The organism is Pandoraea sp. NE5, from assembly GCF_024363545.1.
GTDB lineage: Bacteria > Pseudomonadota > Gammaproteobacteria > Burkholderiales > Burkholderiaceae > Pandoraea > Pandoraea cepalis.
Map to the genome: position 1 here is coordinate 566318 of NZ_AP025517.1, position 22333 is coordinate 588650.

The following is a 22333-nucleotide window of genomic DNA, read 5'->3' on the forward strand; positions in this document are numbered from 1 at the left end:
ACCGGCGTTATGCCTTCAGATAGTCTTCCCGCGCCCCGAGCCAGCGCTCCAGGTGCGCCGCCACGGCACCGGGGTGCGACGCGAGCAGCACATCGGCCGCTTCCTGGGCGCCCGGGATCAGCCAGGCGTCCTCATTCAGATCGACGAAGCGCAACATCGCCGCGCCCGACTGCCGCGCACCGAGAAATTCGCCCGGGCCGCGAATCTCCAGATCGCGTCGCGCAATGACAAAACCGTCGGTGGTCTCGCGCATCGTTTGCAAACGCGCCTTCGCGCCCATCGACAACGGTGACGCATACATCAACAGGCACACCGATTCCGCCGAGCCGCGCCCCACGCGTCCGCGCAACTGGTGCAGTTGCGCAAGCCCGAAGCGCTCCGCATGTTCGATGACCATCAGCGATGCATTCGGCACGTCCACCCCCACTTCGATGACCGTGGTCGCCACCAGCAGATGCGTGTCGCCACGCGTGAAGTCGTCCATCACGGCCGCCTTCTCCGCCGGCGCGAGCCGCCCGTGCACGAGTCCCACACGCAACTCGGGCAGCGCCGCGACCAGTTGGGCATGCGTGTCGACGGCCGTCTGCAATTGCAGCGCCTCGCTCTCCTCGATCAGCGGACAAACCCAGTACACCTGGCGGCCGGCCAGCGCCGCCGCCCGCACGCGTTCGATCACTTCCGGGCGCCGCGTGTCACTGATCAGCTTGGTGACGACGGGACTGCGGCCCGGCGGCAACTCGTCGATCACGGAAACGTCCAGATCGGCGTAGTACGTCATCGCGAGCGTTCGCGGAATGGGCGTCGCGCTCATCATCAACTGATGCGGCATGGCGTTGCCGCCCATGCCGGCGGTTTGCATCTTGCTGCGCAGCGCCAGACGCTGTGCCACGCCAAACCGGTGTTGCTCGTCGACTACGGCCATGCCCAGTCGCGCAAACGTGACGGTATCCTGAATGATGGCGTGCGTGCCGATGACCAGTTGCGCGTCGCCGCTCGCCACGCGCGCGAGGGCCTCGCGCTTTTCCTTCGCCTTCATGCTGCCCGCCAGCCACGCGACCTCGACGCCCAATGGCGCAAGCCAGCCCGAGAGTTTGCGCAGATGCTGCTCCGCAAGGATTTCGGTCGGCGCCATGATCGCCGCCTGATACCCTGCGTCGATGGCCTGTGCCGCGGCCAGCGCCGCAATGATCGTCTTGCCGCTGCCCACGTCGCCCTGAAGCAGGCGCTGCATCGGATGCGGTTCGGCAAGATCGGCGCGGATCTCGGCCCACACGCGTTGCTGAGCGCCGGTCAGGCGAAACGGCAGCGCCGCCTCGAAGCGTTCGAGCAAGCCCCCCGGCACGCGGGCGCCGAGCGCAGGGGCCGCGAGCCGTCGACGCGCCGCCTGTGCCCGTTTGAGCGACAGTTGCTGCGCGAGCAACTCCTCGCACTTGATGCGCAGCCATGCCGGATGCGAGCGCTCGACAAGCGCTGTCTCGGACACATTGGGCGGAGGCGCGTGCAGCAGGTGGACGGCGTCGGACAACGCCGGGAGCGGATGCTCGGGCCCCATGACACGCTGAAGCAGTCCTGGCGGCAGCAACTCCGGCAACGGCGTGCGCTCCATCGCGTTGTGGATCGCTTTGCGCAGATACGCTTGCGACAGGCCCGCCGCGCTCGGGTACACCGGCGTGAGGGACTCCGGCAGCGGCGCGGCGGCGTCCTGCACCACGCGATACGCGGGGTGGACCATCTCCAATCCGAAGAAGCCGCCACGCACTTCGCCACGCACTCGCACGCGCGTGCCAACGGCGAGTTGCTTCTGCTGGCTGCCGTAGAAATTCAGAAAACGCAGCACAAGTTCGTGGCCTTCGTCCGCAATGCGTACGACCCATTGACGGCGCGGCCGGAAGGCCACTTCGCTTGACGTGACGACGCCCTCCACCTGCGCCAGTTCGCTCGGCAGCACTTCGCCGATCTTGCGCAGGGTGGTTTCGTCCTCGTAGCGCATCGGCAGATGCAGAATCAGATCGATGTCGCGCTTCAGACCGAGCTTGGCGAGCTTGTCGGCCGTGCCTGAACCGGTCGTCTTGCGCGCGGCGGCCTTCGCGTTTTTCGGTGACTGGGTGGATCTAGCGGGGACCGCTTCGTCCCCCCCTGTCGGCGCCTGCGCCGGCGCAGCCGGGCGCCGACCGCGCTTCGCGGCGGGACGTGGTGCGACATCGGTCTGTGCACCGGCGGCATCGGCAAGGTCCACGAGGTCGGCAGGGGCGTCGTCAGGCGCGGTGGCGGGCATTCTGCGTTCGGTCATGCAGTCGCGAGTCGGGGACGTTCGGCCGTGAGGCGCACACCGTGCCGGCAGGCCTTCGGACGAACCAAGTAAAATGTCGGTTGCTACGCATTGTAAACGCTGATGTATACCCTTTCCGATTTCGATTTCGACCTGCCGCCCGAACTGATCGCGCAGACCGCGCTCACCGAGCGCACCGCCAGCCGCCTGCTGGAGGTCGACGGCAGCGTCACGCCGCCCCATCTGTACGACCGGCGCTTCGCCGATCTGCCTAGCCTGCTCGCCCCCGGCGACTTGCTGGTGTTCAACGACACCCGTGTCATCAAGGCGCGCCTGTTCGGCCAGAAGGCGAGCGGCGGCAAGATTGAGGTGCTCGTCGAGCGAGTGATCGACAACCGCACCGTGCTCGCGCAGATCCGGGCGAGCAAGAGCCCGACGCCCGGCACCGTGCTGCATCTGGCCGATGCGTTCGACGTGACCGTTGGCGAGCGCGTCGAACCGTTCTACACGCTGCACTTCCCGGACGACTGCTATACGCTGCTGGAGACCTACGGCCGCCTGCCCTTGCCACCGTATATCGCACACGACGCCGACGCCGCCGACGAAACGCGCTACCAGACCGTGTATGCCCGCAACCCGGGCGCGGTGGCCGCGCCGACCGCTGGGCTGCATTTCGACGACAGCCTCTTCGCCCACCTCGACGCACTGGGCGTGCACCGCGCCACACTGACGCTGCACGTGGGCGCCGGCACGTTCCAGCCGGTGCGCGTGGAGAACATCGGCGAACACAAGATGCACTCGGAGTGGTACGAAATCACGCCGTCGCTGGTCGACGCCATCGCCGCCACCCGCGCGCGCGGCGGCCGCGTCGTCGCGGTCGGCACGACGTCGATGCGTGCCCTGGAGTCGGCCGCGCAAGCCACGCTGGCTGCGGGCGGGGCGCCGGGCACCTTGCGCGCCGGCAGTGCCGAGACGGACATTTTCATCACGCCGGGCTACCATTTCCAATTGGTCGACCGGCTCATTACCAACTTCCACCTGCCCAAATCGACCTTGCTCATGCTGGTGTCGGCGTTCTCGGGGATGGAGACGATCCGCGCGGCCTACCGGCATGCGATCGAGCAGCGCTACCGCTTCTTCAGCTACGGCGACGCGATGATCCTCTCGCGCGTGGCGCCTCACGACGCGCCGAAAGCCGCCGCCTGACGCGGCACGGCCGTTGGATCGACGGCCGTGCGACCCGGTACAATAGCGGCTTGGCCGCGCATGGGGCGCCGGCCGCTTATTTGACGTCCTGTGCGGGCGCCGGCTTGTGTTGCCGGTGGTGCCGGGGCGCACGACACATGCTCAAGTTCGAACTCATCACCACCGACGGACAAGCCCGCCGGGGGCGCGTCACGCTCAACCACGGCGTGGTCGAGACACCCATCTTCATGCCGGTCGGCACCTACGGCTCGGTCAAGGCGATGTCGCCGGCCGAATTGGTCGAGAACAACGCCCAGATCATCCTCGGCAATACCTTCCACCTTTGGCTGCGCCCCGGGCTGGAGACGATCGCCGCCCACGGCGGGCTGCATCGCTTCATGGGCTGGGATCGTCCGATTCTCACGGATTCCGGCGGTTTTCAGGTATTCAGCCTCGGTGAGCTGCGCAAGATCAGCGAGGAAGGCGTGAAGTTCGCGTCGCCTGTGAATGGCGACCGTCTCTTCCTCTCGCCCGAAATCTCGATGCAGATCCAGCACGTGCTCAACTCGGACATCGTCATGCAGTTCGACGAATGCACGCCGTACGAGATCGACGGCCGCCCAGCCACGGAAGTCGAGGCCGGCCAGTCGATGCGCATGTCGATGCGCTGGGCCAAGCGCTCCATCGACGAATTCAACCGTCTAGAGAACCCGAATGCCCTGTTCGGGATCGTGCAAGGCGGCATGTACGAACATTTGCGCGACGAGTCGCTCGCCGGGTTGTCGGAACTGGACTTTCACGGCTATGCGATCGGCGGGTTGTCGGTCGGCGAGCCGAAGGAAGACATGATGCGCGTGCTCCAGCACGTGGCGCCGCGGCTGCCGGCGAACAAACCCCACTACCTGATGGGGGTCGGCACACCGGAAGACCTCGTGGCTGGCGTGGCGGCGGGCGTCGACATGTTCGACTGCGTGATGCCCACGCGTAACGCGCGCAATGGCTGGCTCTTCACGCGATTCGGCGATCTGAAGATCCGCAATGCGTCGCACAAGACCGATACGCGCCCTCTGGACGAAACTTGCGGCTGTTACGCCTGTCGAAACTTCTCGCGCGCCTACCTGCACCATTTGCAGCGAGCCGGGGAAATTCTGGGCGCGCGGCTCAACACCATCCACAACCTGCATTACTATCTCACGCTGATGCAGGAAATCCGGGATGCCATCGAAGCGCACCGTTTCGACGCTTTCGTCGCCCAGTTCCGGGCCGATCGCGCGCGCGGCGTGCATTGACGGCCGTCGCGCGCCAGCGGGCGCCGAAACCCCGGAGACCGGGGTTGGGCAGTGGTAAAATGTCGGGCTTGGATCCTGCATCCACGCACCGAAACACACGCCGCGCGTGTCCGGAGCTCCGGCCACACGCGGCTTTTACACGTCTTACATAAGGAGAACCGAACGTGCTGATTTCCAATGCCTTCGCTCAGACGGCAGGCGCCGCGAGCCCGACCAGCAACCTGATGAGCTTCCTGCCGCTGGTGCTGATGTTCGTGGTGCTGTACTTCATCATGATCCGTCCGCAAATGAAGCGCCAGAAAGAAACGCGCAACATGCTGTCGGCCCTCGCCAAGGGCGACGAAGTCGTGACCTCGGGCGGTCTGGCCGGTCGTATCTCGAAGGTCGGCGAGACCTTCGTGACCGTGGAGATCGCTGAAAACGTCGAAATCAACGTGCAGAAGGGTGCGATCACCACCCTGCTGCCGAAGGGCACCATCAAGGCGCTCTGAGCCTTCGCGCCACTGCACGCGGCTGCCTTCAACGGCAGCCGCCGTGCATGGCGACGCCGGCCTTGGCGACCCTCGTTGCCATGCCAGCCGGTCTGAAGCACGGTTTGCCACATGGCATCACCCTAGCCCGCTGCTATGAATCGCTATCCTCTCTGGAAGTACATCCTCATTCTGGTGGCGCTTGCCATCGGGGTGTTCTATACGCTGCCCAACCTGTTCGGTGAAACACCGGCAGTACAGATTTCCAGCGTCAAGGCGACCGTCAAGGTCGATGCCTCGACGCTCGCGCGCGCCGAAGACGCACTCAAGGCGCAGAACATCGCCTATCAAGGCGCCGTGTTCGACAGCACGGGCAACAACCCGAGCGTGCGCATTCGCTTCGCCGACACCGACACGCAATTGCGGGCCAAGGACATGCTCCAGACGGCGCTGAACAGCGACCCGACGGACCCGACCTACGTCGTCGCGCTTAACCTGCTCTCGGCCTCGCCGGAATGGCTCACCCGAATCCACGCGCTGCCGATGTATCTCGGTCTCGACCTGCGTGGCGGGGTGCACTTCCTGCTGCAAGTCGACATGGCCGGCGCCATCACCAAGCGCCTGGACGCGAGCGCCGCCGATGCCCGCACGCTGCTGCGCGACAAGAACATCCGCCACAACGGCGTGACGCGTACGGACACTGGCATCGAAGCCGTCTTCAGCGACCAGAACGACGCCGAGCGCGCCCGCGGTGCCCTGACCGACGGCCTGCCCGATCTGTCCTACACCACGCAAGCCGGCCCGAACGGGACGTTCAAGGTCGTGGGCGCCTTCACGGAAGCTGCCCGTCGTGCGGTACAGGACAACGCCGTCAAGCAGAACATCGTCACGCTGCATAACCGGGTGAACGAACTCGGTGTGGCCGAGCCGGTGATTCAGCAGGAAGGCCCGGACCGCATCGTCGTGCAGTTGCCCGGCGTGCAGGACACCGCCAAGGCGAAGGACATCATCGGCCGTACGGCAACGCTCGAAGCGCGTCTGGTCGATCCGGACGCCCCGCGCCTCATCACGGCCGACACACCGGTGCCGCCGCAGGACGAATTGTTCCTGCACGGCAACGGCGCGCCGGTGATGCTCAAGCGTCAGGTGATCTTCAGCGGCGATCGCATCACCAGCGCGTCCGCGGGCTTTGACGATCACCAGCAACCGTCGGTGAACATCAAGCTCGACGCCGCCGGCGGCCGTGTGCTGCGCGACGTCTCGCGCGACAACATCGGCAAGCCGATGGCCATCGTGCTGTTCGAGAAGGGCAAGGGCGAAGTGCTGACGGTGGCGAACATCCGCAGCGAACTGGGCCAGAGCTTCCAGATCACCGGCATGGGCTCGGCGCAGGGCGCCAACGACCTGGCACTGCTGCTGCGCGCCGGTTCGCTGGCCGCCCCGATGGAGATCATCGAAGAACGCACGATCGGTCCGAGCCTGGGTGCCGATAACGTGCACAAGGGTGTCGACTCGGTGCTGTACGGCCTGATCGCCATCGCCGTGTTCATGATGGCGTACTACATGCTGTTCGGCGTGTTCTCGGTGATCGCGCTGCTGTTCAACCTGTTGCTGCTGGTGGCCGTGCTCTCGATGATGCAAGCCACGCTGACGCTGCCGGGGATTGCCGCTATCGCGCTCACACTCGGTATGGCCATCGATGCGAACGTGCTGATCAACGAACGCATTCGCGAAGAGTTGCGCGCGGGTGCGTCGGCACAGAAGGCGATTTCGCTGGGCTTCGAGCATGCCTGGGCGACGATTCTGGACTCGAACGTGACCACGCTCATCGCCGGTCTGGCGCTGCTGGCGTTCGGTTCGGGCCCGGTGCGCGCGTTCGCCGTGGTGCACTGCCTGGGTATTCTGACCTCGATGTTCTCGGCCGTGTTCTTCTCGCGCGGTCTGGTCAACCTGTGGTACGGCGGCCGTCGCAAGCTCAAGACGCTGGCGATCGGTCAGGTCTGGCGCCCGGACGGTGCGAAAAACGCACCCGACGCAGGCGAGCAATAACCGCAGGCGCGAGAGGAAACAGTCATGGAATTTTTCCGCATCAAGAAAGACGTGCCGTTCATGCGGCACGCCCTGATCTTCAACATCATCTCGGCGCTCACGTTCGTGGCGGCGGTGTTCTTCCTGCTCACGCGGGGCCTGCACATGTCGATCGAGTTCACCGGCGGTACGGTCATGGAAGTGGCCTACACGCAGGCGGCCGATCTCGAGAAGATCCGTGGCGAAGTCGGCAAGCTGGGCTATCGCGACGTGCAGGTGCAGAGCTTCGGCACCTCGCGCGACGTGATGATCCGCCTGCCGATCCAGAACGGTTCTGACGGCAAGCAGGTCACCAGTGCGCAGCAAAGCGACGCCGTGATGTCCGCCCTGAAGGCCGACGCCCCCGATGTGCAGTTGCGTCGCGTGGAATTCGTCGGTCCGCAAATCGGCCACGAGTTGTTCACGGATGGCCTGCTGGCGCTGACCTTCGTGGTCATCGGCATCATCATCTACCTGTCGTTCCGCTTCGAATGGAAATTCGCGGTGGCCGGCGTGATCGCCAACCTGCACGACGTGGTGATCATTCTGGGCTTCTTCGCCTACTTCCAGTGGGAGTTCTCGCTGGCGGTGCTGGCGGGGGTGTTGGCCGTGCTCGGTTACTCGGTGAACGAATCGGTCGTGATCTTCGACCGGATTCGCGAGACGTTCCGCAAGATGCGCAAGGCGACGGTGCGCGAGGTGATCGACCACGCCATCACGACAACCATGTCGCGTACGATCATCACGCACGCGAGCACGGAAATGATGGTGCTGTCGATGTTCTTCTTCGGTGGACAGACGCTGCACTACTTCGCGCTCGCCCTGACCGTGGGTATTCTGTTCGGTATCTACTCGTCGGTGTTCGTGGCCGCGGCCATTGCGATGTGGCTCGGCGTGAAGCGTGAAGACCTCATCAAGCACAGCAACAAGGATGGTGAAGAAGGCGTCGATCGCAACGACCCGAACTTCGGCGCCCGAGTCTGACCGACCGGCTCACTGCGCTCCGTCAGGAAGACCGCCGGCATGTCCGGCGGTTTTTTTTCGCCGGTGCATTGTGCGCTCCGCGTTGCGACAGCGGCTTCCCACGTTGCCCTGCGCAGGCTGCCGTCACCATGCAAAACGGGCCGCAAAAGCGGCCCGTTTCGTTCAAGCAGAAAGCGTGCTGGACGGACGCGCTCAGACCCGCTTGGCGAGCGATTCGGCGATACCGATGTAGTTCGCCGGCGTCATTTGCAGCAGACGCGCCTTTGCGTCTTCCGGAATAGCCAGTTGCTTGATGAAGTCCTGCAACGCTTCGCGCGTGATGCCCTTGCCGCGCGTCAGCTCCTTGAGCTGCTCGTACGGGTTGGGAATGCCGAAGCGGCGCATCACGGTCTGTACCGGCTCGGCCAGCACTTCCCACGTATTGTCGAGATCGTCGTTCAGACGCTGCGGATTGACTTCGAGCTTGTCCAGGCCCCGCTTGCACGAGTCGTACGCCAGCAGGCTATAGCCAAACGCCACGCCGATGTTACGCAGCACGGTCGAGTCGGTCAGGTCTCGCTGCCAGCGCGAAACCGGCAGCTTGTCGGCCAGATGGCGCAGCACGGCGTTCGCCAGACCGAGGTTGCCTTCCGAATTCTCGAAATCGATCGGGTTGACCTTGTGCGGCATGGTCGACGAACCGATCTCGCCGGCCTTCGTCTTCTGCTTGAAGTAGCCGACCGAGATATAACCCCAGATATCGCGGTTCAGGTCGAGCAGGATGGTGTTCGCACGCGCAACGGCGTCGAACAGCTCGGCCATGTAATCGTGCGGCTCGATCTGGATCGTGTACGGGTTGAACGTCAGGCCCAGGCGCTGCTCGATCACGGCCTTCGAGAAGGCTTCCCAATCGTATTCCGGGTAGGCCGAGAGGTGGGCGTTGTAGTTACCGACCGCACCGTTCATTTTGGCGAGCAGCTCGACGCGGCGAACGCGCTCGAGCGCGCGTGCAAGTCGTACGGCCACGTTCGCGAGTTCCTTGCCCAGCGTGGTCGGCGACGCCGGCTGACCGTGCGTGCGCGAGAGCATCGGCTGGGCGGCGTGTTCGCGGGCCAGTTCGCCGAGCTTGGCGACCAGCGATTCGAGCGCGGGCACGACGACCTTGTCGCGCGCGCCCTTGATCATCAGGCCGTGCGAGGTGTTGTTGATATCTTCCGACGTGCAGGCGAAGTGGATGAATTCGCTCGCCTTTTCGAGTTCCGCCTGGCCCTGCACCTTCTCCTTGAGCCAATACTCGACAGCCTTCACGTCGTGGTTCGTGACCTTCTCGATGTCCTTGATGCGCTGCGCATCGGCGTTCGAGAACTGGGTGGCCAGGCTGAGCAGGAACGTCTCCGCTTCGGCCGAGAACGGGGCGATTTCGGCGAAACCGGCCTTGGACAGGGCGATCAGCCAATGGATCTCGACGGTCACGCGGTGGCGCATGAACGCCGCTTCGGACAGCCACGGACGCAGGGCGTCGGTCTTGCTGGCATAACGGCCGTCGAGCGGAGAAAGCGCGGTCAATGGGGAGAATTCGTCGGACATGGCACTGGGCACCGAAAAAGAAAATCGGGGGAGCCGGCGAGCCGCCAACTCGGAAAGGCCAGTATTTTACCATTCTCGGCCTCGCCCATCCCGGGACGAATCGATTTCACCGGAATTCGGGCAGGACTCGCCCCGGGCTGCGGCATACGCAACACGCATGCGCGAGCGCCCGGAGCCCACGTTATACTCTCCCCCGCCCTACCGCGATTTATCAAGGATTCACATGAAGTTGATCGGTGCCCTCGCCAGTCCCTACGTTCGCAAAGTCCGCATTGTGCTGGCTGAGAAGAAGCTCGACTACAAGCTCGAGCTGGAGAACGTGTGGGCCGACGACACGCGCATCCAGCAGTCCAACCCGCTGGGCAAAGTGCCGTGTCTGGTCATGGAGGACGGCGAAGCCGTGTTCGACTCGCGCGTGATCTGCGAGTACCTCGATACGCTCTCCCCGGTGGGCAAGCTCATCCCCCCTTCGGGCCGCGAACGCGCCGAAGTGCGCTGCTGGGAGGCCCTCGCCGATGGCGTGACGGACGCCGCCGTGCAGATTCGCGTCGAGGCGATGTTCCACGACGAAGCCTCGCGCTCGCAGGCGCTCATCGACCGTCAGCGCGGCAAGATCGACGAAGCGCTGCGAGCAATGGCGCTTGGACTCGACGAACGCCAGTGGTGCGCGAGCAACCGCCTCACGCTGGCCGACGTGGCCGTCGTCTGTGCGCTCGGCTACCTCGATTTCCGGTTTCCGGAGATTGCCTGGCGCGACGCCCACCCCAATTTGGCCGATCACTTCGAACGCATGTCCGCGCGCCCGTCGGTCGTCGACACCGCCCCCACGCGCTAGTCCTATCTCCTATCCGCCAACCGCAGGGCCAGCGCCTCGCGCTTGGCCGCGCGCGGGCATGGCGACCGCTGGCCGGTCGCGTCCGCGGCTGTCGGTGGCTTCCGCCGACGGGCTGCGTGTCAGCAGTGCCCCGACCCCTCGCAGCAAACGCCAGGCGCGTTCCCTCGCGGCCTCGTTCGAGGACATATCGCCGCGCTCCCGAGCCGGCGTTGTCGTGGCGGGCGCCTTGGTATCGGGCGTCGTATCGACAAGGACGGCGGCAGGCTGCATGGGCTGCATGGGTGGCAAAGGTCGCGAGGGCACCGCTGGCACCGGACTCGCGTCGCGTAGCCGAGCGTATCCGGCCATCACCTTGCGCACGTAATTCTGCGTCTCCGGGAACGGCGGGATCTGACGACCATAACGCAGCACCGCACCCTCCCCCGCGTTGTAGGCCGCCAATGCCAGCGTCAGGTCGCCGTCGAAGCGCGCCAGCAGCCAGCGGACGTAGGACGCCCCAGCGCGTACATTCTCCGCCGGGTCTTCGAGACGTCGCACGCCGAAGCGCGCGCCAGTGCGCGGCAGCACCTGCATCAACCCGATCGCCCCCCGCACGGACACCGCCTGCGGATCATATCCCGATTCTGTGTCGATAATGGCGTGCAGCAGCGCCGCATCAACCGACGCCACTTGCGCCGCGCGTTGCACCACCGCGTCGAAGGGCAGCGCGGGGTCGGCAGACGTCGGTGCGTCCGTGTCGCGGGCGCTGGCGACGACAGATATCGGTGCCGCCGTGTCGCGGGGGCTGGCGACGACAGACATCGGTGCCGCCGTGTCGCGGGAGGTGGCGATGATCGACGTCGGTGCGTTCGCGTCGCCGGGGCTGGCGTCGACAGGCGCGGGCACGGGCCGCACCAACGCGTCTGGCGTGGCCCGCGGCACGGGTACCACGAGCTGCGCGTCAGCCACTCGCGGATGACGCGGCAGCAATCCCCCGTCCATCGCCCATACGGACATCGACGGCCCCATCATGCTTAACACGCTGAGCACGCCTCCCGCGAGCCGTGCGCGCCACCGGCACAAGTCCCGAATCCGGCGCCCACTCATACGCCGTCTCCCGAAGCCGAGCGCGTGGGCGCGTCCTTCATGCCGCCTCCGACGCAGCCGTCCTGCGGCATTGCATCAGCGTGCGGCGTGGCGTTCGCCGCTTGCACCTCATAAGGCAGGTCGAGCGCGAGCCGCAGAATCGCGGCCACTGCGTCGAACAGATCGGGGGGAATCGGTGCGTCGACCTCGACGTCGTCCATCAGGCGGCGCGCCACAGGCACGTGCTCGACTATCGGCACGCCTTCGCGCTCGGCGAGCCGGACGATGGTCCGCGCGCGTTCGTTGCGGCCCTTCTCGATCACCATCGGCACGGCCGTCTCGCCGGGCACGTAGCGCAGGCAAATCGCGATGCGGGTCGGGTTGCGCACCACGGCCGTCGACCGCTTCACGTTGTCCGACAGACTGCCGCTTTCGATCGTTTCCCGATGAATGTCGCGCCGCTTGTTCTTGATCTCCCGGTTGCCCTCGACCTCTTTGGATTCCCGCTTGATCTCGTCGTGGGACATCATCAATTGCTTGCGAAGCTGATACTTCTGATACGCGAAGTCGAGCCCGCCGAACACCACGTACGCGATAACCAACACCGCCATCAACCAGAACATCAACCGCACCGTGAGGGCAAGACCGCACGACGGCCCGCACTGCGGCAGCGCGGCGAGCGACGGCGTGTACTGTCGGATCAGATAGAAAAAGACCACGGCCAGCACCGCGACCTTGACGAACGACTTGCCGAATTCGAAGAGCGACTGCATCGAGAACAGTTGTTTGGCCTTGGCGATGGGATCGATCCGTTCATACTTGGGACGAACGCTCTCGGGCGCCACGAGCATGCCGACCTGCAACACCATCGCCAGCCAAGTCGTCACGATCACCAGCACGGCAAGACCGCCCACAAAACGCACGAAGAGCAGCAGCGACGGTCCGAGCATGCCGCGCACGGCGTCGTCCACCGGATCGTTGAGCAGCCCTAACATGCGCGCGACGAGCGCTTGCAGCGCGTCGTAAAGCGCCGGGCCTTCGAACGTCAGCCACGCCAGCACCACGCCGAGTTGCATGCACACGGCAAGATCGGCGCTCTTCGCGACGCGCCCCTTCTTGCGCTCGTCTTCGATCTTCTTGGGGGTGGGCGGCTGGCTCTTTTCGCTCATGTCGGCCTCAGGATGCAGGCAGCGCCAGCGCGGCCCAGGCGCGAAACACGTCGGGCAGCCGATACCAGCCCTGCAGCGGCACGGCGACGGCAAACGGCAGACTGGCCACCGTCACCAGCAGCGCCATCGCGCTTTTCACCGGCATGGCGAGAAAAAAAACGTTGAGCTGTTGCGCGGCCCGGTTGATGAAGCCCATCGACATATCGACCAGCACCATCACGACCATCGCCGGCAGCGCCACCGCCACGCACATCACCTGCACCGCCTGCCAGAGCGCGAGCAGCCAGGCCACGCTGTCGTCATGCCATTGCCACGGCTGCCCCACCGGCAGCGCGGCGTAGGAGTCATATAACGCGGTGAGTAAGGCCTGCGCCGCCGGGGTGACAAAGAACAGCACGCAAAGCATCTGAGTGAGCGCGATGCCGAAGACCGACGACTGCGCCCCCATCAACGGATTGAGCACGCTCGCCATGGACGCGCCGCGCATCGTGTCGATCACGTACCCCGTCATGTCGACGGCCCAGAACGGCAGCGCGGCGGCAAAGCCGAGCAGGCCGCCGATGCACAACTCGCGCAGCACCAGCATGCCCCATGCGCCCCAGTGCGACGGCATTTCCGGACTTGCATGCACGAGCGACACCACCGGCAAAGCGAGCGCCAGCACCAGCGCATTGCGCAACATGCCGGCGCCGAGCATGCCGACGGAGAACACTGGCAGCAGCATCGCAATGCCCAGCGGGCGCAGCATCGCCACGCCCCACGCCACCAACCAGCCATACAGGTCGGCCCACAGCGGCGAGAGCAAGGTGTCGACGCCGGGCGCCATGCCCGGCACGAAGGAGGACGTCATGCCGCTCACCGCATCCGGCTGATCTGCTCGAACGCGTTACCCGCGTAATGCAGCAGCACATGGCCCATCCACGCATAGGTGGCGGCCAACGTGACCGATACCGCAATGAGCTTGATGAGGAACTGCACGGTCTGATCCTGCACCTGCGTAAGCGCCTGGACCAGCGAGACCAGCACGCCGACCGCCGCCGCCACCACCACGGTGGGCAGCGACAGGAGGAGCGTAAGCCAAAGCATCTCGCTCGTGAGATTGACGACGATGGCTTCACTCATGGGTGCGCTCCGGGCCGCGTCATGCGTAGGAGAGCATCAACTGGCGCACCAACTGCTCCCAACCGTTCATCATGACGAAGATCAGTAACTTGAACGGGAGAGCAATGGTCATGGGCGAGACCATCATCATGCCCATCGCGAGCAGGATGTTCGAGATCACCAGGTCGATCACAACAAACGGCAGGTACAGCAGCAGCCCGATCTTGAACGCTTCGGCGAGTTGGCTCAGCGCGAACGCCGGCATCAGGACGAGCAGCGAGTCGCTGCCCAGGCGGTCGCGATGCGCCTCAGGCCAGGTATCGCGGCCGACGCCGGCGAAGAAGTCGCGTTGTCTCGCGTCGGTGTGACGGGTGAGAAATGCACGGTAGGGCGACAGGACGCTCGCATCGACATCGGCCACGAAATCCTTGGACGACAGCGATACCGGACGCGTCTCGAGATTGGCCTCGATGTCGAAGGCCACCGGGGCCATGATGAAACAGGTGAGCACGAGCGATAAGCCGTAAATCGCGATGTTGGGCGGAATCTGCTGCGTGCCGAGCGCATTGCGCAACAGGGCGAACACGACCGCCAGCTTCAGAAACGCGGTTCCCAGCACCACCAGCAACGGCATGATCGAGAGCAGCGACAGTACGACGACGAGCTGCACCGGGTGGTCGAGCAGGGACATGCAAACTCCAATGAGCGGCGTTGACGACCGGGTGGGGTATCCGAGAGGTTAGGTCGTCTCCGGATGCACGCCCATCCGGTCACGACCCGAAATGGCGCGGGGAGAATCGCGCTCACCGGGCGCGTCACCTTCGGTGAGGGCGACCTCAAGCGAAGCGTTCGCGGCGAATGCGCCGATCACGCTGTCGATGCACACCGCGAGTCGTCCGTCGTCGAAACGCAGCAAACGCCCGACGGCCCACGGTGTGTCGTCACGCAGAAGCGTGATTCGATCGGCCGACAACGCGCAGGCGATTGCCTCGCTTTGGGAAACGGCATCGTTGCCTGAACGCCAGGCGGTCAGGAACGGAATGGGAAATTGCCTTTCTGCGACGAGGGCAGACAAACGCACGGTGGCTGCTCCCTGGCGCGCTCCGGCCGCCGTCGACAGGGTGTCGTCGGGGGGACTGGCGTTCGTGTCGTCGAGTTGCAGGACGCGCCGATCCAACGGCCGGCCGTCACGCATGGCCATGGCGCGGTCGCCGTCCACAAGCCAATACTCACCGCCTGCGATGTGAGCCGCCACGTCGAGGAGTACGGCGTCTCCCACCTGCAGATGCTCGCATTGCGCGCTGGGCAAGGTCGCCCACCCCGCCACCAGCGCACATCGACGCGTCGGCAATCCCGACGGATCGAGCGCGGTGTCGCCTGGCGTCGCCCTCCGGCAGCGCTCACACAGCCACGACGTCGCGCCGTCGAGATACATCAACGCCAACCGACGTCCCTCTCGCTGCAACACCATGCCCACACGCCACGCTGTCTCCACTTCCGCGGCCGCGACGTCAGTCGCGCGCGGCCACGAACTGGTATCGCGGGCCGCGTCGGCCGCACTGACCGCGGCGTCGAGCGACATATCCGCGCTCACATCGCCCGTCGCCAGCGTGAGCGACGCCGCGCTGGCCCGCCACGAGGGCGGCAGCGCGTCCCACGACGGAACCGGCAGGTTCGGCGCGAGCCAGTCGCGCCACTGCTGCGCGTCGCACCAGAAGCGCGTCTGGCCGACAAGACCGTCGTCGACGCGTGCCGTCACGACAAGACCGTCCCCTCCCGCACGTAGCCAGCCGACGCGGACTTCGGTATCGCCTTCGACAAACTCCACGCAGGCCGCGCCCATGAGCGCCTCATCCAACGGCCCCGGCGTCGACGCCGCGATGAACCCGACGTCCGGCTCAAGGGGCATATCGCGCCTCGACTTCGATCGTGACGGACACCTTCAGGCGCGACGTCAGGGCGCGCTCGAGCCGCCCTCGATGCGCCAGCAAGCGCCGGTACATCGTGAGCCGCACGCAGAGCAGACTCACCGTCACGCCCTGCCGTCCGCGCCGCGCTTCGACGACCAACGCATCGAGCGCGCCACCATGCACCAACACGCGCAACGAACTGCCGCCGTCCCAGTTGGCCTCCTGGCGCATGTGCCAGACACGCAACCAACGCAGCACATCCGCGGGTCCGGACACGCACGCGGCCGGCTCGCATGCCAGGGTGAAGGTCCGTTCGTGACGGTCGCCGCTTGGCCTTCCATCGGGCGTTGCCGTGCCGCGCCGTTGCGACGACGAACGGTCGGACAAGCTGACGAACGCATCGGCTGACGGGCCGCTTCGGTGAATGGTACGCATCGTGAAGTCCTCTTGATGGCAATGGTGGTGAGCGCGTTTCGTTCGGCATAGGTGCGCAATCCCTTCGGCGCCGGGTAATGGCGTGAGACGGTTCCGTCTTCAGCGGCCCATTGCCCATTCACCGGCGGTGAAACGTCATCAACTCCCGCAGTTTTTCCTGTTTGCGTGCATTCGCCTGCAGGCGCTCGCGTTGGTGAAGCACTTCGGCGTCGACAAGCTTCGCGTGCGCGAGTGCAGCGCTGTGCCGGTTCCGCGCCTCGCCAAGGGCGGCACGCTGCACTTCCACCGCACCCGGCGCGCCCGCGGCCTCGCGTGGCCCGTAGACACCGCCGCGCGACAATGCGTCCTGCCACGCGCGACGTTGCGCGTCGCACGCGCGCTCGCACGCAATGACCGCCTCGTTGGCATCGCGCGCCGCGACCGTCATGCGGGCCAGTGCGGCACGCAGGCTGGCTTCGCGGCGCTGGGCGAGGGCCGCCAACGCCGCGAGGCCCTCGTCGTCCGTCAGTTCGCGAGATGTTCGAGCCATGCGCGCGTGTCGTCGAATGGCGTCACGTCGTGCTGCGCCTGACAAAGAAAGGCACGGATGTCCGGGGCCCGCGCGAGCGCGTCGTCGGTCTCCGGATCGTTGCCCGGCTGATATTCGCCAACGCGTACCAGCAACTCAACCTGCGCCGCCAGCGCCATCGCGCGCCTGACACGCGCCGCCGCATCGACATGCGGCGCGTCGGTCACCGCCGCCATCACCCGCGAGAGGCTCCTCGCGACGTCGATGGCGGGATAGTGATTTTCCTGCGCGAGACGCCGCGACAGCACAATGTGACCGTCGACGATCGAACGCACCTCGTCGGCGAGCGGCTCATCCAGGTTGTCGCCTTCGACGAGCACCGTATAGAACGCGGTGATGCTGCCGCGCACGCCGGTCCCCGCGCGCTCCAGCAACCGGGGCAGACGCGCATAAAAGCTCGGTGGCAACCCGCTCGTCGCGCCAAGCGGCTCTCCCGCCGCCATCCCGATATCGCGCACGGCGCGCCCGAAGCGCGTCAGGGAATCCATGAGCAACAGCACGTCTTTGCCGTCGTCGCGAAACGCCTCCGCAATGGCCGTCGCGGTGTAGGCGGCCTTCATCCGTTCGAGCGCGGGACGATCGGATGTCGCGACGACGCAGACAGTTCGTGCACGCGCCTCAGGGGTGAGGGCCGACTCGAGAAACTCGCGCACCTCGCGCCCGCGCTCGCCGATCAGCGCCACGACGATCACATCGGCCTGCGCACCCTGGCACATCATCGCCAGCAGCGTGCTCTTGCCCCCCCCCGCCGCCGCAAAGATGCCCAATCGCTGGCCACGACCGCAGGTGAACATGCCGTCGATCGCGCGAATGCCGATGGGCAGGCACGTGGACACCAGCGCACGCGTCATCGCGGGCGGCGGCTCCGTGTCCAGTGAACGCCATGCCACGCCGGACGTCGGCGTCTCGTCGGCCGCCGCACGGACCAACGGCCGCCCCAGCCCATCGAGCACCTCGCCAATCAGGTGATCGCCGACGGCCACGCGCGACGACCTTCCCAGCGCCTGCACCAGCGCGCCATTGGCCACGCCGTTCGGCTCGGCATACGGCGCAAGCCAGACATGCCGCCCCTCGACCGCAATCACCTCGGCGTCGAGCGACGGCGAGACCACGCGGCATTGCTCACCGAGCGCCGCGCCCGGCAATCGGGCCCGCATCGCATTCGGGGTGATCTTGTCGATACGACCGTAGCGCGCATCACCGCCGGACATCCGCCGCCACTCGTCACACGCCTTGCGCCGCGCGTCGAGCGTTCGACGAAGCCCATTGGCGATGCGTGTGGCGTCCGGGCGACGCATCTCAGTAGGTTCCCTGCACGTCGATCGTGCCCAGCACCCGCACATGCGGCTCGTCGGCCACTTCCTGGAACGACAACACCGCCAGATCGGCGCGCTCGCGCTCGACGAGCTTGCGCAGAAAACGCCGAACATCCATGGCGGTGAACAGCACGGCTGGCGTGCCGTCATGCGCGGTCAGTGCGCCATCGATGGCGTTCAGAATCGCGTCGGTCTGCGTGGGATTCAGATCGGCATAGGACCCCGACGCCGTCTGCCGCACGGCGGCGCGCACGGTGTCTTCGATGCCGCGTCCCACGTTCCACCCGGTGATGTGTTCGGTGCCCCGTCGAAAGCGCCGGGTGATGTGACGTCGCAGGCTGAGCCGCACGTACTCGGTCAACATGATCTGATCGCGCTCACGCGGGGCCCATTCGATCAGGGCCTCGAACACGCGCCGCAGGTCGCGAATCGACACGCCCTCGGCGACCAGTCGCTGCAGGACTTCCGCCGTCCGGCTGATCGGCAGTTGGCGTTGCAGCTCCTTGACGAGTTCGCCGTAGCGATCCTCCATCGCATCCATCAGGAAACGCGCTTCCTGCACACCCAGGAAATCGGCGGCATGCGCGTCGATGACCAGCGACACGCAGTGCGCCACGCGGTCCGCGCCCACGATCACGGTGCCGCCTCGCGTCTGCCACGCCTGGCGTTGCGCGTCGTCCAGCCAGAAAAGGATCTGCCCGCCGAACGGCAACGGCATCTCGCGCGGCGCACCGGCGTCAAGGCTGCGCAGCGCGGGCATCGGATGCGCCGCGTCGTGCTGCGCCAATGCGGCGTCAGGGGCCAAATCGATCGTCATCACGCTCTCGTGATAGAGCTGAATTTCCAGCGTCTCGCCCGGCAGGCCGGCGTCGACGACCACCTGTACCTCGGGCATTGGCACGCCGAACTGCTCGAACTTCTGATCGCGCAGGGCATTGATGCGCGCGGCGAGCACCGCGGTGCCGCCCGCTGCCTCGGCCAGCGCGGCCCCCACCCGTGCCTGCAGCGGCTGCGCGCCAGGGCGTCCCGGTTTCGCTTGCGCTCCGCCGGCGTCTCCCTGCGCGCCGTCCTTGTCCCCTTGGCCCTCGCCCCCTCTGCGCCCTGCCCACCACGCGGCGGTCCCCGCCAGCGCCGCGAGCAGGAGGAAATAGTGCATCGGGAAGCCAGGGATCAGACCGAAGAGCACAAGCACCACGGCCGCCAACGTCAGCGAGCGCGGCTGTGCGGCAAGCTGATCGGTGAGCTCGCGCGCCAGGTTGCGACGTTGCTCGCCAGGCACCCGCGTGACGATAATGCCTGCCGTCACGGAAATGAGCAGCGCCGGGATCTGCGACACCAGCCCATCGCCGATGGAGAGAATCGCGTAGATCGCCGCCGCATCGCCCGCGCTCATGCCGCGCATGAAGACGCCGACTCCGATGCCGCCCAGCAAGTTCACCACGATGATGACGAGGCCGGCGATGGCATCGCCCTTGACGAATTTCATCGCCCCGTCCATCGCGCCGTAGAACTGGCTCTCCTTCTGCACGATGCGGCGCACGCGCTTGGCTTCGGCTGCGTCGATGGTGCCCGCGCGCAGATCGCCGTCGATGCTCATCTGCTTGCCGGGCATGCCGTCGAGCGAAAACCGGGCGCCGACTTCGGCCACGCGCTCGGAGCCCTTCGTGATGACGATGAAGTTGACGACAGTGATGATCAGAAACACGATCATGCCGACGACGATGTTCCCGCCTGCAGCGAAATCGCCGAACGTGTAGACGATGTCGCCCGCGTCGGCGCGCAGCAGAATCAGGCGGCTGGTGCTGATCGTGAGCCCCAGCCGAAACAGCGTGGTCATCAGCAGTACGGACGGGAACGCCGAGAAATCGAGCGGCTCGTTGATATAGAGCGCCACCATCAGCAGCAGCAGCGACAGGCCCAGATTGAGCGCGATGAGCAGATCCATCACCGACGGCGGCATCGGGATGATGATCATCAGCACCGTGACGAGCAGCAGCGCGGCCAGCACGATGTCCTGCCGGCCGGCAGCGACGCGAAGCCAGGGCAGCAGGCGCGTCACGGGTAAACCTCCTGCTGCTGCCGGGCATCGATTCGCTCCAACAGGCGCCGCATGCGGCCGAGGCAAGCGAACCAATCAACGGCCTGTGAGTTGCCGCTCGCCGGCGGTGTCGCGATCAGCATCGGGCGCCCCTGCGCCACGCATGCCCGCACGGGAATGCCGAGACTCCACTCCGGCGCGCAGGTTTGCAGCAACATGGGCAACCACCGCTGCGCGCGGGCGGCGCGATCGATCAGCGTCAACACCAACGTCACGCCCTGCGCATCGACCTCGATCATCAGCACGCAGGGTGCAAGCACCACGCGCATGCGAGGGGCCACACGTTGCGGCGATAGCGCCAGCAATTCGAAGAGCTGCTCGAGCTTGCGTTGAGTCTGGGTGTCCATCGGCGATCTTGCGTTGGGAACGTGCTGGCGGCGCACGCGCGGCTCGGAGGGCGCTCAGGTAGCGGCAGCGGGCATGGTCGCGCATCCACGGCCGCGGGGGCTATCCGGCGCATACCTGAATTTCGCGGCGGGCGTTCCGACGAGGGGTGACCATCGTCACAGCATCATGCGCAGGCGATGTGCCCAATTCACGATATCGGCCACGTTGTGTGCATCGAGCTTGCGCATCATGTTCAGCCGGTGGGTCTCGACCGTCTTCACACTGATCGACAACAGTTGCGCGATGTCGCGATTACGTTGCCCTTCCGCGACCAGCTTGAGCACCTGCCGCTCACGCAGCGTCAGCAGCCGTTCGGGCATCTCGACCGCACATGGGCGGGGCACGTGGCGCGCGCCCGCCGGATCGTGCATGCCACCGAACACGGCCGGATCGACGAAGCGCTCGCCACGAATGACCTGGTACGACGCGTGGATCAAGGTCGTGCGAGGGCTGCTCTTGAGCACGTAAGCCGCCGCGCCGGCTTCCAGCGCCTGGCGTGCCCGCTCGCTGTCGTTGCTGGCCGAGTTGACAACGATACGCAGGTCGGGCCAACGCTGGGCGCATTGGCGGATCACGTCCACGCCGTCCATGCCGGGCAGGCCCAGATCCAGCATCATCAGGGTCGGTCGATGCACCACGCAGGCCCGGTAGACATCGAGCCCGTTGACGACCCGGGCAAGCACACGCCAACCGAGATCGTGCTCGATCAGGCAGCAGAGTCCGTCGGCCAGTAACTCGTGGTCTTCGACAACGACGACACCGATACACCCCGTCATTCGCAGCTCCTCGACAGTTGGTCATAAGCACTCACGCAAGCACTCATACGGATTTTTGTTCACTTTCTATCGACTTCGGGCCACTTGCGCGAATCTTGTGCCTTCGCCTGACGTCGGACGTGGGAAAGCCCCCCAAACCACGGCGCCCGAGCGTCACTTCAGGTCTGCGCCGGATTGTGCCGGCACCTCAGCGCTTGATAATGAGGAATCTTGTGCGCCGCCGTGTCGATCGACGGCGACCCGTGATGGCGTATGCCGCCGATGTCGCATGCGCTTTGTTCCCCGTGCCCGTGCACTGCCTCCTTCAGATACCTATGCGTTTGCCATTTGCGCTTGCCGCGCTCGACTGGATTGCCTCGCGCGACGTACAGGGCGCGCGCCTTGCGCTCGATCTCGACGGCCAACGCGGCTGGACGTGTCGAGTCGACGGCGGCTATTGCGTCGCGACGGCGCTGACACTGCCGCCGCACGACCCTATGCAAGTCCATCCCCATGCTCATCCCCATGCGCAACCGCTCGCCGCCGCACTCGACGACGACCCGGCGCTCGCACGCTGGCTCTTGCGGCTCTCCCTCGTGCTGGCCGGTCAGCCGGCGTTGCGCGACGACAGCCTGTGCCTTGCGAACGACGTCCTCTGGTGGGTCCACCGCTTCGACGCCGGCGAACCGGCCGCACGCGTGGAAGCGCAGCTTCGTCGCCAACTGCTGGCCTGCATGATGGTGACGTCGCAGGGCACGCGCGCCGACGCGGTGCCACCTGCATCATTCACGCCGCACGCGTCCGGTCGCCCGGCCGGGGCGGCAGACGCCAGCCGCCGTCTTCACACGCTGCGCCGCTGCTGAC

At 65.9% G+C, this 22333-nt stretch carries 21 protein-coding genes; 7 read left to right on the forward strand and 14 right to left on the reverse strand.

The genetic code is table 11. The features are described from left to right. Window positions 1-7 precede the first annotated feature (7 nt). A complete protein-coding gene (gene recG, locus PanNE5_RS02615) occupies window positions 8-2290 on the reverse strand; it encodes an ATP-dependent DNA helicase RecG (protein ID WP_261939176.1) in 2283 nt (760 codons plus the stop codon). Window positions 2291-2392: 102 nt separating this feature from the next. Here recG and queA point away from each other — a divergent pair, with 102 nt between their 5' ends. The 5 genes from queA to secF all read left to right on the forward strand — a co-directional run bounded on the left by queA (window position 2393) and on the right by secF (window position 8264). Next, a complete protein-coding gene (gene queA / locus PanNE5_RS02620; protein ID WP_017233101.1) occupies window positions 2393-3475 on the forward strand; it encodes a tRNA preQ1(34) S-adenosylmethionine ribosyltransferase-isomerase QueA in 1083 nt (360 codons plus the stop codon). A gap of 137 nt (window positions 3476-3612) precedes the next feature. Further along, the gene (gene tgt, locus PanNE5_RS02625) at window positions 3613-4743 is read left to right on the forward strand and encodes a tRNA guanosine(34) transglycosylase Tgt (protein ID WP_017233100.1); all 1131 of its coding nucleotides are present in this window, start codon (window positions 3613-3615) and stop codon (window positions 4741-4743) included. Window positions 4744-4967: 224 nt separating this feature from the next. After that, window positions 4968-5234 carry a preprotein translocase subunit YajC gene (gene yajC / locus PanNE5_RS02630; RefSeq protein WP_232424572.1) on the forward strand — a complete coding sequence of 89 codons (267 nt, stop codon included), beginning with the start codon at window positions 4968-4970 and terminating at the stop codon, window positions 5232-5234. A 135-nt stretch (window positions 5235-5369) separates the two neighbouring features. Next, entirely contained in the window at window positions 5370-7262 is a 1893-nt protein-coding gene (gene secD, locus PanNE5_RS02635; protein WP_017233098.1) for a protein translocase subunit SecD, read from the forward strand. Between the two features lie 24 nt (window positions 7263-7286). Beyond that, window positions 7287-8264, forward strand: a complete 978-nt coding sequence (gene secF / locus PanNE5_RS02640; protein ID WP_017233097.1) for a protein translocase subunit SecF — start codon at window positions 7287-7289, stop codon at window positions 8262-8264. 192 nt (window positions 8265-8456) lie between these two features. Here the strand turns inward: secF and purB are convergent, their stop codons facing one another. Continuing rightward, window positions 8457-9830: an adenylosuccinate lyase gene (gene purB, locus PanNE5_RS02645; protein WP_017233096.1), complete on the reverse strand. Its 1374-nt coding sequence runs from the start codon at window positions 9828-9830 to the stop codon at window positions 8457-8459. Window positions 9831-10053: 223 nt separating this feature from the next. On the opposite strand from purB, the gene PanNE5_RS02650 reads away from it, so the two are divergent. Continuing rightward, complete coding sequence (locus PanNE5_RS02650) at window positions 10054-10665, forward strand: glutathione S-transferase family protein (RefSeq protein WP_017233095.1); 612 nt, start codon at window positions 10054-10056, stop codon at window positions 10663-10665. Window positions 10666-10674: 9 nt separating this feature from the next. On the opposite strand, the gene PanNE5_RS02655 is transcribed toward PanNE5_RS02650, so the two are convergent. The 12 genes from PanNE5_RS02655 to PanNE5_RS02710 form a co-directional block, all read right to left on the reverse strand. Further along, entirely contained in the window at window positions 10675-11751 is a 1077-nt protein-coding gene (locus PanNE5_RS02655; protein WP_261939177.1) for a lytic transglycosylase domain-containing protein, read from the reverse strand. Beyond that, window positions 11748-12899: an EscU/YscU/HrcU family type III secretion system export apparatus switch protein gene (locus PanNE5_RS02660; RefSeq protein ID WP_261939178.1), complete on the reverse strand. Its 1152-nt coding sequence runs from the start codon at window positions 12897-12899 to the stop codon at window positions 11748-11750. The genes PanNE5_RS02655 and PanNE5_RS02660 overlap by 4 nt, the downstream gene beginning before the upstream one ends. A gap of 7 nt (window positions 12900-12906) precedes the next feature. Continuing rightward, window positions 12907-13749: a type III secretion system export apparatus subunit SctT gene (gene sctT / locus PanNE5_RS02665; RefSeq protein WP_261939179.1), complete on the reverse strand. Its 843-nt coding sequence runs from the start codon at window positions 13747-13749 to the stop codon at window positions 12907-12909. Window positions 13750-13754: 5 nt separating this feature from the next. Next, window positions 13755-14021, reverse strand: a complete 267-nt coding sequence (gene sctS, locus PanNE5_RS02670) for a type III secretion system export apparatus subunit SctS (RefSeq protein WP_017233091.1) — start codon at window positions 14019-14021, stop codon at window positions 13755-13757. A gap of 19 nt (window positions 14022-14040) precedes the next feature. Further along, window positions 14041-14691, reverse strand: coding sequence for a type III secretion system export apparatus subunit SctR (gene sctR / locus PanNE5_RS02675; RefSeq protein ID WP_017233090.1), 651 nt, complete (start codon window positions 14689-14691; stop codon window positions 14041-14043). Between the two features lie 48 nt (window positions 14692-14739). Further along, a complete protein-coding gene (locus PanNE5_RS02680) occupies window positions 14740-15909 on the reverse strand; it encodes a hypothetical protein (protein ID WP_261939180.1) in 1170 nt (389 codons plus the stop codon). Then, entirely contained in the window at window positions 15899-16345 is a 447-nt protein-coding gene (locus PanNE5_RS02685; RefSeq protein WP_017233088.1) for a hypothetical protein, read from the reverse strand. Before PanNE5_RS02685 ends, PanNE5_RS02680 begins: the two co-directional genes overlap by 11 nt. A 118-nt stretch (window positions 16346-16463) precedes the next feature. Next, window positions 16464-16874 carry a hypothetical protein gene (locus tag PanNE5_RS02690; RefSeq protein WP_261939181.1) on the reverse strand — a complete coding sequence of 137 codons (411 nt, stop codon included), beginning with the start codon at window positions 16872-16874 and terminating at the stop codon, window positions 16464-16466. After that, window positions 16850-18211: a FliI/YscN family ATPase gene (locus PanNE5_RS02695; protein ID WP_261939182.1), complete on the reverse strand. Its 1362-nt coding sequence runs from the start codon at window positions 18209-18211 to the stop codon at window positions 16850-16852. Before PanNE5_RS02695 ends, PanNE5_RS02690 begins: the two co-directional genes overlap by 25 nt. Before the next feature lies 1 nt (window position 18212). Then, window positions 18213-20288 carry a type III secretion system export apparatus subunit SctV gene (sctV, locus tag PanNE5_RS02700; protein ID WP_261939183.1) on the reverse strand — a complete coding sequence of 692 codons (2076 nt, stop codon included), beginning with the start codon at window positions 20286-20288 and terminating at the stop codon, window positions 18213-18215. After that, window positions 20285-20674, reverse strand: a complete 390-nt coding sequence (locus tag PanNE5_RS02705) for a hypothetical protein (RefSeq protein WP_261939184.1) — start codon at window positions 20672-20674, stop codon at window positions 20285-20287. The genes sctV and PanNE5_RS02705 overlap by 4 nt, the downstream gene beginning before the upstream one ends. Window positions 20675-20830: 156 nt before the next feature. Next, window positions 20831-21490, reverse strand: a complete 660-nt coding sequence (locus tag PanNE5_RS02710) for a two component system response regulator (protein ID WP_017233962.1) — start codon at window positions 21488-21490, stop codon at window positions 20831-20833. A gap of 314 nt (window positions 21491-21804) precedes the next feature. Between PanNE5_RS02710 and PanNE5_RS02715 the strand changes: the two genes are divergently transcribed. Beyond that, complete coding sequence (locus PanNE5_RS02715) at window positions 21805-22332, forward strand: hypothetical protein (RefSeq protein WP_261939185.1); 528 nt, start codon at window positions 21805-21807, stop codon at window positions 22330-22332. Window position 22333: the final 1 nt, after the last annotated feature.